At 34.9% G+C, this 12,131-nt stretch carries 11 protein-coding genes and 1 pseudogene; 4 read left to right on the top strand and 8 right to left on the bottom strand.

What is annotated here, in order from left to right; genetic code table 11:
* Positions 1 to 139: 139 nt before the first annotated feature.
* From ACQKP0_RS25450 to ACQKP0_RS25440, 3 genes are all read right to left on the bottom strand, one after another.
* On the bottom strand, positions 140 to 1,270 hold the full coding sequence (locus ACQKP0_RS25450; RefSeq protein ID WP_427408608.1) for a glycerate kinase: 1,131 nt from the start codon (positions 1,268 to 1,270) through the stop codon (positions 140 to 142).
* Positions 1,271 to 1,300: 30 nt separating this feature from the next.
* Positions 1,301 to 2,572 (bottom strand): GntP family permease, encoded by a 1,272-nt coding sequence (locus ACQKP0_RS25445; protein WP_427408607.1) that lies wholly within the window; start codon positions 2,570 to 2,572, stop codon positions 1,301 to 1,303.
* 312 nt (positions 2,573 to 2,884) lie between these two features.
* A complete protein-coding gene (locus ACQKP0_RS25440; protein WP_427408606.1) occupies positions 2,885 to 3,085 on the bottom strand; it encodes a cold-shock protein in 201 nt (66 codons plus the stop codon).
* 473 nt (positions 3,086 to 3,558) lie between these two features.
* On the opposite strand from ACQKP0_RS25440, the gene ACQKP0_RS25435 reads away from it, so the two are divergent.
* Positions 3,559 to 3,936, top strand: coding sequence for an SET domain-containing protein (locus tag ACQKP0_RS25435; protein ID WP_427408605.1), 378 nt, complete (start codon positions 3,559 to 3,561; stop codon positions 3,934 to 3,936).
* Between the two features lie 153 nt (positions 3,937 to 4,089).
* A complete protein-coding gene (locus ACQKP0_RS25430) occupies positions 4,090 to 4,299 on the top strand; it encodes a hypothetical protein (protein ID WP_427408604.1) in 210 nt (69 codons plus the stop codon).
* Positions 4,300 to 4,553: 254 nt separating this feature from the next.
* Here the strand turns inward: ACQKP0_RS25430 and ACQKP0_RS25425 are convergent, their stop codons facing one another.
* From ACQKP0_RS25425 to ACQKP0_RS25415, 3 genes are all read right to left on the bottom strand, one after another.
* Entirely contained in the window at positions 4,554 to 5,699 is a 1,146-nt protein-coding gene (locus ACQKP0_RS25425; protein ID WP_427408603.1) for a sugar diacid recognition domain-containing protein, read from the bottom strand.
* Positions 5,700 to 5,831: 132 nt separating this feature from the next.
* Positions 5,832 to 6,998: a sporulation protein YhbH gene (yhbH, locus tag ACQKP0_RS25420; RefSeq protein WP_427408602.1), complete on the bottom strand. Its 1,167-nt coding sequence runs from the start codon at positions 6,996 to 6,998 to the stop codon at positions 5,832 to 5,834.
* Between the two features lie 490 nt (positions 6,999 to 7,488).
* On the bottom strand, positions 7,489 to 9,384 hold the full coding sequence (locus ACQKP0_RS25415) for a PrkA family serine protein kinase (protein WP_427408601.1): 1,896 nt from the start codon (positions 9,382 to 9,384) through the stop codon (positions 7,489 to 7,491).
* A gap of 524 nt (positions 9,385 to 9,908) precedes the next feature.
* Here ACQKP0_RS25415 and ACQKP0_RS25410 point away from each other — a divergent pair.
* Positions 9,909 to 10,106 (top strand): hypothetical protein, encoded by a 198-nt coding sequence (locus tag ACQKP0_RS25410; RefSeq protein WP_427408600.1) that lies wholly within the window; start codon positions 9,909 to 9,911, stop codon positions 10,104 to 10,106.
* Positions 10,107 to 10,263: 157 nt separating this feature from the next.
* Here the strand turns inward: ACQKP0_RS25410 and trmL are convergent, their stop codons facing one another.
* Both trmL and ACQKP0_RS25400 read right to left on the bottom strand, forming a co-directional pair.
* A complete protein-coding gene (trmL, locus tag ACQKP0_RS25405; protein WP_427408599.1) occupies positions 10,264 to 10,737 on the bottom strand; it encodes a tRNA (uridine(34)/cytosine(34)/5-carboxymethylaminomethyluridine(34)-2'-O)-methyltransferase TrmL in 474 nt (157 codons plus the stop codon).
* A 55-nt stretch (positions 10,738 to 10,792) separates the two neighbouring features.
* Positions 10,793 to 11,668 (bottom strand): amidase domain-containing protein, encoded by an 876-nt coding sequence (locus tag ACQKP0_RS25400; RefSeq protein WP_427408598.1) that lies wholly within the window; start codon positions 11,666 to 11,668, stop codon positions 10,793 to 10,795.
* A 104-nt stretch (positions 11,669 to 11,772) separates the two neighbouring features.
* Here ACQKP0_RS25400 and ACQKP0_RS25395 point away from each other — a divergent pair.
* A pseudogene (locus ACQKP0_RS25395) lies at positions 11,773 to 11,997 on the top strand (insertion element protein); the annotation flags it as partial.
* Positions 11,998 to 12,131 lie beyond the last annotated feature (134 nt).

The following is a 12,131-nucleotide window of genomic DNA, read 5'->3' as shown; positions in this document are numbered from 1 at the left end:
AAGTACCTTGCGCTTCCTTAGTGGTTGGCTGATGTGTACCCCCACAGTGGACTTTCACCACCTAGATAGTTGCCATGCCTGGCACACATAAAAAAAGAGAGCCAACCATTGTTGGATCTCTTAATCAAAAGTATTTTTATTATATGACTTTAAAGAGTCTAGCAATATTTTGCGAAGTGTTTTTGAGATTTTTGTAGGCATTTGTGATAGCTTCTTCTAAGGAAACGGCACCTGGTACGATAGAAAACAGGGCATCAATTCCTTCATCTATTACTTTATCACTATCATCTGCAACGAATCCTGCGAGTCCAATTACTGGAATCCCCTTCTTTTTAGCAAGCTTTGCTACCCCAATTGGGGTTTTGCCGAATATTGTTTGACCATCAATTTTCCCTTCACCGGTAATAACTAAAGCAGCACCTTCTAAGTGTTTTTCTAGCTGCAGAATTTCGATCACAATATCAATGCCCCGTTTTAACTCAGCAGATAAAAATGCAAGAACTCCTGCCCCCATTCCACCTGCTGCACCTGCCCCTGGTACGCCTGCCACATCTTTTTGCAAATACTTCTTAATTACATCTGCATAATGCGCAAGATTTTGATCTAATCTTTTAACAGTTTCAGGATCAGCTCCTTTTTGTGGCCCAAAAATAGCTGATGCGCCTTTTTCTCCAATTAACGGATTATCTACATCACATGCGACGATAAATTGTACTTCTGCAATTCGAGAATCCATTTGAGATAGATCAATCTTTTTCAACTCCAGCAGCGAACCTCCGCCAAAACCAATGTCTTTATCATTTTCATCAAGCAATCTTACTCCAAGCGCCTGAGCCATCCCGGCACCACCATCATTTGTTGCACTTCCGCCAAGTCCAATGATGATCGTCTTAGCGCCATAATTCATCGCTTCTAATATAAGTTCGCCTGTTCCAAAAGTTGTCGTTACAAGAGGATTACGCTTTTCAGGAGAAACGTGATGAATACCAGAAGCTGCAGCCATTTCTATCACTGCTGTCTTTCCATCTCCTAAAAGCCCGAAAAATCCTTGGACAGGTATTCCAAGTGGTCCCATTACCATTTTTTTAATAATTTTTCCTTTAGTAGCATCAACTAATGATTGAACAGTTCCTTCCCCACCATCAGCCATCGGGACTTTTACAAACTCACAATTTGGTAGTACATTTGAAAACCCCTCTTCTATCGCCTCTGCCGCTTCTAAAGCAGTTAAACTCTCTTTAAATGAATCTGGTGCAATTACAATCTTCATCGTGCATCACTCCGTTCAATAAAAAACTATTTAATAGCCAAATAACTTAAATACACCAAAAATTAGCGTTGATACAATTGCAAGTGTTAACCCTATTAATGTTTCATAAGGAATAATTTTTAGGCGCTCCTTAATTCCCATAAATACACTTCCACCTGTCGCGTGGAAAAAGCTCCCGTGTGGCAAATGGTCTAAAACGGTTGCACCTGCATGAATCATTGCAGCACCAGCAAGACTTGAAATTCCAAGCTGCAATATGGTTGAACTGAAGACAGTACTAGCAACCGCTGTACCTGCTGTTGTTGAAGCAGTGGCAGCTGACATGAAAATCCCTGAAACTGGAGCAAGTAAATACGCTGGTAATCCTAAACCATCCAACATTTGAATCACAACATCTTTTAATTCGGAATTTGCAATAATTCCAGCTAATGTACCTGTTCCAAGCAGCATAATCGCTACACCCGACATTTTGTTTAAACCTGATATAGCATACTCATTGAGCTTCTTCCCATGCCCCATCACGATAGCCCCGATAATTCCCCCGATCGGTAAAGCAATCATCGGATCGATATTAATGTCTAATGTTGGTCGTAAAGCCAATAAAATGATCGCAATAACTGGTGCAAATATAGCTAAAATAAATTTTGGCAATTTTTCATTCTGAGTAGCTTTCACTTCCTCAAGTAAAACTTTCGATCCTTTATTTACCAATTTTTTAGCAATAATATATGTCACTAATACACCAAAAATCGCAGGAATAATTCCGGCCGCCATAATCGAAGTTAATGGAACTTTAAAAGCATCAGCAGCAGCGATAGCATTTGGGTTAGGCGACATGATATTTCCTGCCTTCCCTCCCCCAATCATCGCAACCAATATAGCCGTTTTAGATATTTTAGCTCGGTTGGCAATTGCTAATGCTATTGGAGCTGTAGTAATAACTGCGACATCAATAAATACCCCTACCATAGTCAGCAGCATCGTCGCTAATGCAAGAGCTAATAATGCTTTTGTTTCACCTAATTTTTTTACAATTGTTTCAGCAATAACAGATGCAGCACCTGACTCTATAAGAACCCCAGCTAGTACCCCGGCAGCTAAAATTCTTAGAACCGCAGGAATGATATTTTTCGCACCTTCCATCATTAATGTAACACTATCAGTGATTCCTGCCCCACCTATAAGAGAGCCGATTAATGCACCAGCAATCATTCCATAAGCTGGCGGCACCTTCCGTAAAATTAATACAATCGCAATAACTAATGCTGCAATTGCACCTAATGCACTTACATGAATATCCATCACCAATCCCCCTATTTTTCTATTACTTTTGATAATTGTAAGCGTTTTAGAAAACGATTACATCGTTCGTTTGCATATAATAATAGGGTGTAGGATGATTTTATTTTATGCGTTTGCACAAATACTACATTGCTTTTAAATATAAATCTCTAATATATATTTTTTCTAAGTTTATTTGCTAACTCATAATACTTTTTCGCGCTTTTATATTGTGATTTACTTTGATAAACCCAGCAATTAATTCGGAAATCCAGAAACACATAAAAAAACAGGCCCTATTAAACAGGGCCTGTGTACATGATCTTATTTAGATTAAGCTTTTTGAACGTTAGCTGCTTGATCCCCACGAGGACCTTTCTCAACGTCAAATGTTACTTTTTGACCTTCGTCTAAAGATTTGTAACCTTCAGTTTGGATAGCAGAAAAGTGTACGAATACATCGTCTCCATTTTCGCGTTCGATAAAGCCAAAGCCTTTTTCTGAATTAAACCATTTAACTGTACCTTGTTCCATTTTTAATTGCCTCCTAGTGTGTTACCACACAATGTGTTACTATCCTTGCCCACAGTGATCATCAAGACGAAAAGTCGACACTTATACTATCCTTTACACCGAACAAAAATAATTCTATTTCATCATAACATAAAAAAAAAAGTTTGCAAATTATTTTACTTTCGTTGAAAATATTTCTTCTAATCTTCAACCTATCGGTACTTAGGTTAAACAGAAGGATTTAGGAAATAGAGCGGTCTGCATTGCTTGAAAAAGCTGTATCTGTTCCTACTTTGACAACTCATCGAAATGCTCATATAGCTTTAACCAATTCATTTCAGTACTCCTCCTAATGCAAACTAACGTTCCTATCCGTTATAACAAAAAGGGAATATTGCAACTATCTTTACGAAAAGAGTTAAATAAAAAGAGCATATTGTTAAAAATAATGTTACAGTTAGAAAGAAAATTTTAAAAGTGAGTAGGCGAACAACATGATTGAGATAAAAACATCTCCACTAAGTGATGGAGAATTCAATAGAGGGGTATTTGCTACATGTGATATCAAAAAAGGAGAGCTTATACATGAAGCACCTGTCATCTCTTATCCAAACGACCAGCATCAATACATTGAGCAGACCATACTCGCTGATTACGCTTTTGAGTATGGGATCAATCATTCTGCGATCCTTCTTGGTTATGGAATGTTGTTTAACCATTCTTATGAACCTAATGCAATTTATGAGATTAATTTTAATAATCACACATTTGACTTCTATGCTTTCACGGATATAAAAGCAGGAGATGAGATTCTAATCAATTATAATGGCGATGTTGATAACAAAGATCGACTGTGGTTTGATCAGGACTAAAAAGGATAGCAAAATAAACAAAATAATGATCGGTTTAATTGTGTGGCGGCTCATGTTATAATGAGAAACTTAGGATAATTAGACTTTTGCTCATAATTGAACGGATGCCAAGAAAAGCCTCCGTCTATCGATAAAATATGGAGGTGCAAGAGAATGAATAAACGATGGAATATCGATAAAATTAAAGAATTTGTTGAGAACAATTCGGAAAGTAAGTTGCTAACGACAGAATTTCATGGTTTTTCTCAAAAGTTACTATTTAAATGTGCATGTGGTAGCAATTTTGAAAAAACATTTACGAAATTTAAAAATAATCACCAACGTAAATGTGATGTGTGCCAACCGCCAAAAACGTCACGCTAAGCATTAAAAAAGATGCTTAAAATCACCTTATTCTATTGTCTTATTAGTGATGAGGTGATTTTTTTTGATATTTTTGTTAATGTCGCAAAAAAGATTGTGAAGTAATGTACTGAAGCTATTCTTTACACCTCTTTACATAGAAATTGCTTGTGAAACATTTTTTAATTGCCAAATACAAGATTAACTATAAAATAAGCCCTTTTGTTATTTTAAAAGTTTTGATTATTTATATTAAAGTTTTTTGCAAAATACTATTATTCAAGGTTAAATTGATATAACAGCTTTGAAATATAGAGTTCAAATAGATCTTTAATATTCTTCGGGTCCTTACCAGATATTTCATGAATCCTGCCTAGACGATAACGCAGGGTATTTCTATGTATATATAATCGTTCTGCAATTTTATTTAATTCACCATTTTCATCAATATATACATCTAATGTTTCTTGAAGCTCTCCTTTTTTATCCTGTTGAATAATCGAATGATACACACCTAATTTAGATTTCATCGTAGGTTGAATATCAGAAAACATGACAGGCATGATGTAATCATCATAGAAATAAATCTCTTTTTCTGAATGAATAATTTTGCCTACCTTTAACGTTCTTTTAGCTAGATCATATCCTCTTGCTATCTCTTGAATGGTTTGACATTCATCACTTATTGAAAATTTCACTTGATATTTATAAGATTTTTTAATATGAAGAACGATTTCTTTTAGTTCTTGCACTATTAATAATCGATTCCATTCTCCATGCTGATATTGGATTGGTTTCAGTATAACAAAAGAAAATGGTGAAGTACTTGCAATTAATTCTTCTTTCTTTCTATATTTATTCAATAAAGATTGAAGCTGTTGTTGTATTTGCTGATGATTACGATCCTTTTCTCCAGATGACCATTCCAAAATAATCGTAACTCTCGGTATCGTTAAATCAAATCCGAGCCGCTCCATTCTTTCATAAAAATAGTCATCTAAATCATTATGTATCATTTGTGATACAAGCTCTTCCATTAATCGTTGTTCCCATTGAAGCTGCTCGGTTAAGTAAGCTTGTTGAAGTGTCACTTCTGCAGCCATCTTTACAAGCTCACCATACTTTTCGATTTCACCTGGTATTCCAGTGATTCCGATAACACCAACAATTTTTTGATTTAAAAAGATGGGTAAATTAATCCCTAGTTTCACATTATGATATTGATCCATATTTTCTTCAGTAATATCAACTCTTTTGTTTTCCTTAATGACAATTAGTGCACCTTCATGCAATTGTCCTAATCGTTTTGAATCTCCAGAACCAATAATTACTCCGCGGTTATTCATAACATTGATATTTTTTTCAATAATGGTCATTGTTCGATTAACGATTTGCTGCGCTAATTTAGCGGTTAAGATCATCCTATGAGACTCCTTAATGTCAATTATCTAGATCTCTATAAAGTAATATATCTTAATTCATCTTAGAGTTGAAAAACATTATTTACAAATTATAATATAAAAACTCCCCAATAATGGAGAGAATTTATTTTTTCAGCTATAAACTTTTTCCTCTTCCTGTTTAAAAAAGGTTTTCATTGCATGAAATACATCTGATTTTTGTTTTAAAATATAATAGCGAAATTTCTCATTTTTTATGTTCTTGTATGCGGTCATGAGAGTTGAGTGGCGATTGTATTGATTCACTTCCCCGTAGCCAAACATATTCGATACTTTCATTAATTCTTCTACCAGCTTGACACAACGTGGATTGTCTGAGGTTAGGTTATCTCCATCTGAAAAGTGGAATGGATAAATATTATAGCTGGATGGTTCGTATTTTTCATCGATCAAACTAATGGCTTTACGGTATGCCGAAGAACAAATCGTTCCACCACTTTCACCTTTTGAAAAAAAGTCTTCTTCTGAAACAACTTTTGCTTCTGTGTGATGAGCAATAAATTCAATATCAACCGTTTCATATTTCGTTCTGAGGAATCGGGTCATCCAGAAAAAAAAGCTGCGAGTCATATATTTTTCCCAGACTCCCATCGAGCCGCTAGTATCCATCATCGCTAGTACGACTGCTTTAGAATCAGGCTTTTGTATTTCGTTCCAAGTTCTGAATTTTAAATCGTCTTTAATAATCGGATGAAAGCTTGGTTTTCCATTTATTGCATTCCGTTTAAAAGCTGTCATCATTGTTCTTTTTTTATCAATATTTCCCATAAGTCCAGTTTTTCGAATATCATTAAACTCAATATCTTCAATCGTATTTAAGTCTTGCTCTTTTCTTTGAAGGTTTGGTAATTCTAATTGTTTAAATAATTCCTCCTGCAGCTCCATTAATGACACTTCAGCTTCATAGTAGTCCTCGCCCGGCTGATCCCCCGCTCCATTGCCTTTACCTGGGCCTTGCTGTGGTGAACCGTCCCTTGCGATCACATCCCCAACTTTACTATCGCCGTCCCCCTGGCCGACATGTTTATTCTTATCATAATTATAGCGTATTTTGTATTCATCTAATGAACGAATCGGAATTTTGACCACATCATGGCCATCCGACATGATGATACTTTCTTCAGTAATTAGTTCAGGTAAATTATTTCTAATTGCTTCCTGCACCTTTTCTTGATGCCGCTTTTGATCATCATGTCCTTTACGGTGGAGGGACCAATCTTCACTTGATATAACAATCTGCTTATGCTCTGATTCAGTCATACAATTCCCCTCCTAAAAAATTTTAATAAAACCCTCACCATATCTCATTTTTCTGCATACAATATTTTAGTTGTGTAATTCAATAGAATATCAATGGGCTCTTTTCGTAAACTTATTGCTTTGAATCGAAAACCTTACATAACAGCATCAAAACATTTAGGAAGAAGCATTTTTTACAAAACAACCATTAATAAGGATGGATTACTTTATCCTATGCAAAAAAATAAGATTATTTACAAGAAATTACGATAAAAAGGCAAGAACCTAGAAATAAAATGGACATACTGAGTTTTACTAACTAATCAGTTCTCATTAATTAAAATATAGCCCAAAGAAACAATAGAGAAATCTGCTTCCTAGGGCTGAATGATTGATCCAATTCAAAATAATATTATGTAAAATATTTTCATTTCATAAAAAATAGAACCAGCACTTTTTGTCTGGTTCTATAAATTTTACTTTTATACTTTGACTTCTCAATAGCAAATTTTTATCGATTCAATAAGCTTCCAACATATCGCAATAATTCATTTGCAGAGGTTGAATTATACCCATGCTCATCTATTAAGCGTGCAACCACTTCATTTATCTTTTTCAATTGCAGTTCATCTGGTGTTTTCGTGGAAGTAGTGATTTTGACAACATCCTTTAAATCTGCAAAAAGCTTCTTTTGAATGGCTTCACGGAGACGATCATGTGAGTTATAATCAAAGCGTTTCCCTTTTCTTGCATAAGCAGAAATTCGAATGAGAATTTCTTCCCTAAATGCTTTTTTGGCATTTTCTGAAATACCGATTTGTTCTTCTATGGAACGCATGAGCTTTTCATCTGGATTTATTTCTTCACCTGTTAATGGATCACGGAGCTTCGCTTTATTACAATAGGCTTCGACATTATCAAGATAGTTATCCATTAATGTTTTCGCAGATTCCTCATAAGAATAGACAAATGCTTTTTGAACTTCTTTTTTCGCGATTTCATCGTATTCTTTTCTTGCCAATGAAATAAAGTTTAAATACTTTTCTTTTAATTCAGAAGTAATTGATGGATGCTGATCTAAACCTTCTTTTAAAGAACGTAAAACATCTAGTGCATTAATTGAAGAGACTTCTTTACGGATAATCGTTGATGAAATTCGATTGATTACATATCTTGGGTCGATTCCACTCATTCCCTCTTCCTGATACTCTTTTTTCAATTCAGTAATATCAGCAGAGTTAAATCCCTCTACATTTTCCCCATCATATAATCTCATTTTCTTAATAAGGTCAATATCGCCTCTTTTTGGTTCCTTTAATCGGGTCAATATCGAAAACATCGCAGCGATTTTAAGTGTATGCGGGGCAATGTGAACATCTGCTACATCACTTTCATCAATCATTTTTTCGTAGATTTTTTCTTCCTCTGTCACTTTCAGATTGTAAGGTATTGGCATGACAATAATCCTGGAATGTAGCGCTTCATTTTTCTTATTTGCAATAAATGAACGGTATTCTGTTTCGTTCGTGTGGGCAACAATGAGCTCATCAGCACTAATTAATGCAAACCTCCCTGCTTTAAAATTCCCTTCCTGAGTTAAGGAAAGTAAATGCCATAGAAACTTTTCATCACATTTCAGCATTTCTTGAAACTCCATTAGGCCACGGTTTGCCTTATTTAGTTCACCATCAAAACGATAAGCTCTCGGGTCAGACTCGGAACCGTATTCAGCAATTGTTGAAAAATCAATGCTTCCAGTTAAGTCAGCAATGTCCTGAGATTTAGGATCGGAAGGGCTAAATGTACCGATTCCTACTCGGCGATCCTCTGAAAATATAATTCTATGGATCATTACATCCTCTATCCGTCCACCATATTCCTCTTCCAATCTCAACATATTTAATGGAGAAAGGTTTCCTTCAATGCGAATTCCGTATTCTTCGTAAAAATCATTCCGCAAATGATTGGGGATTAAGTGCAAAGGATCCTCATGCATTGGGCAGCCTTTTATCGCGTAAATAGAACCAAGTTCTGTACGAGTATAAGCTTCTAATCCCCTTTTTAACATTGTAACCAAGGTTGATTTACCACCACTTACAGGACCCATTAATAATAAAACACGCTTACGAACATCTAAGCGTTTTGCAGATGGGTGAAAATATTCTTCAACTAACTTTTCCAATGCTTCTTCTAACCCAAATAATTGATTGCTAAAAAACTGATACTTCTTCCTTCCATTTATCTCTTCTACTCCAGCATCTTTTATCATATTGTAAACACGAGAATGTGCCGACTGTGCAACCCATGGCTTTTCTTTCAGTAAGTCTAAATATTCTCCAAACGTGCCTTCCCACCGCAGCTTTTCTTCTTCTTCACGGTAATGTGCTAGTCTTTTTAAAATATCCATAAGAACCTCCCCTTGTCACTTGTTGAGAGACGATTAATATACTTTATGCTAGTAAACAAAAGATGATGATTGTTTAGAGAAACAAACCATATTATGGAATAGCCTAAATATCATCAAACTAATTCGTTCATTTTTTAATTATATGAATATTACCGAAAATCTGATATTCCTTAACGACAGAAGTAATTTTCTTTAATTTACCGTTTTATAGCAATAAAGTTATGGAAAAGAGTCATAGAAAATCCTTATTGAATCGTTCACATAAAATAAAAAATGGGCTATAATAACAAATAGTAATGGTATCATTTTTGAAGGAGGCTTACATAACTATGGGAACATGGGTTATTATAGCTGTTACTATAGCATTTTTAGCTGCTATCTTTACAGCTGGATATGACGATAAGCCAGGAACAAATAAATAAGAATAGCCATTTCGAGGCTAAATAAAAAAATCTTCCGTGTGGAAGATTTTTTTATTTAAGGTTGTTAATCATATTGTTGTTTTTAATTTAATAAAACCATATGTGGCGTATGTTCAGCTAGTTTCACTTCGTAAAGGGATAAGTCTAATCAAAGTCCTTGTATATTCTCTTATTAGTGGGAATCAAAAGTATCGATTGATTCACGTTCAAGGATTAAAAAGGAATCTACGGGAATCAAAGGGACTGATTGATTCCGTTCTAAAAAACAAAAAGGAATCAACCGGAATTAAACTCGATTGATTCCAAATCTAGGCTAAAAAAAGACTTTGGGGGAATGAAAAATCCCTAAATAATTCTCCTACTCGCCTTAAAAGGTTATTTCTTAAAAGTCACCAAATATCATTTATTTTTGGTATGTTAACATACAGATATTATCCACCATAACCATAACAAAATCCTATTTTAAGTTTGGATAGTTTTGCTGTCTTAATGCTTCGTACACTAAAATGGCAGCTGTATTGGAGAGATTTAAAGAGCGTACATTATCATTCATCGGAATTCGCAAAAAATGATCTTTATTATTGATCATTAAATCCTTTGGCAATCCGGTCGTTTCTTTTCCAAACATAAAGTAGTATTCTTTATTAATATCGCTATAATCAAATGCAGAATGAGGCTTTTCACCGAAAGTTTCTATATAGAAAAACTCACCATTTTTATTTTTCTCAAAAAATTCATCTAGTGAATCATAGTAAGTAATATTTACATGATGCCAATAATCTAAGCCTGCTCTTTTTAACATTTTATCATCTGTCGAAAAACCAAGCGGTCTAATTAAATGCAATTTTGTATCTGTTGCTGCACATGTACGTGCAATATTTCCAGTATTTGCTGGAATTTCTGGTTGATATAATACAACGTGTATGGCCACTTGCTGTCACCTCATTATTAAACTTTACGATTATATTATATCACATAGCGAAAAATTAAATATGATCGACGATCACGAAAAATCTATATTTAATATTTGGGGTATAGGCTGAAGAATCTTCATACGCCCAATACCTCATACGGCTATTATAGGTATGTGCATTAACAAGAGGCATTCCATTGGCATCTTTTCCAGTTACAATCGTATTATGATCGAAGCGGCCATCCCCTTGAAAATCATAACAAATCACATCCCCTAACGATAACTCGGTTGGAGAACTTACTTCACGAGCCTTTAAACCGATCTTTGAAGAAGATAAATAGGATTTTAAGGAATTAGCGACTGCCCAGCTATAACTCCAATTGTTATTTTGCATCCACCATCCCTTACTTTTATTTGGATATCCTCGCATCGGAGCCTCTCCGGCACGCAGGCATTGCGAAATAAAATTCGTACAATCCACATCAAATTTTTTATAGGCAGGATTGTAGCTGTTCCACCATCGCTCTGCATACTGAACTGCTTTTAACCTGTTATACCGATAGGAGACTCTTAATTCTTCATCTTGATCAGGAAATTCATCTTCTATATCTTCTTGATTCATCATAATAACAGCTGGATCGACTTCTCTACTTTCATAAAGCTTATTTTTATAAAAGTGAGCCACATGCTGTTCTAACTGCTCCTCTAAATACAGCGTATCTTTTTGTTTAATTAAATATTGCATATGGACATCGTAATGAATGTACGTATTATCGCTATCTTGAGTTTTATTTGTTATTTTCGTGTTCGCCCTAACTTTAACTATGTCCGCTTTCCTTTTTTGTGTCGATTCAATTTTTTTCATTACTTTTTCATTTCCACGTGTATTCCAATTGTTCACATAGGCTTCTACCTGAGATTCTATAAATGCCCTTATTTGTTCTTTCATGTTCTTCCCTCCTCATTTTAATACATATGAGAGAAGTACCATTTCAAAACAAAAAGACAAAGTATTTTTCATAACGGGTTCGGTTCAGAGGTGCAAAACAGTAAATAACAGTATTGGAAAGACCTTTGACCACAGCTCGTGGCGATGGAAAAAGCTATTTTTATTCCAATTTTAATCCCAAGTATGCTCAAATGGTTTTGACCATCCTTCGAACCTATTACAACTTCTGTTTTGCTTATAAATCAAATAATGTGATGGAAACTGCTGCCGCTCAACGGATAGGAATTGCAAAAGAGAAATTTGATGTGAAAGACATCATCTATTTGTAGTAGGAATGAGAAAAAAGACCGATTGTTTATCGGTCTTTCCAGACTGTAGACAAACTCGATAAAAATCGAGTTTGCCTACAGTCTTTTTTGTTTTAAAATATAAATAGAAATAATACTTGGGGTGATGAAGATGC

It is taken from the genome of Heyndrickxia sp. NPDC080065 (genome assembly GCF_050281185.1).
Classification (GTDB): Bacteria; Bacillota; Bacilli; order Bacillales; family Bacillaceae_C; genus Heyndrickxia.
The sequence above is the reverse complement of the archived record's forward strand: the minus strand, read 5'-3'. Positions and strand labels throughout refer to the sequence as shown.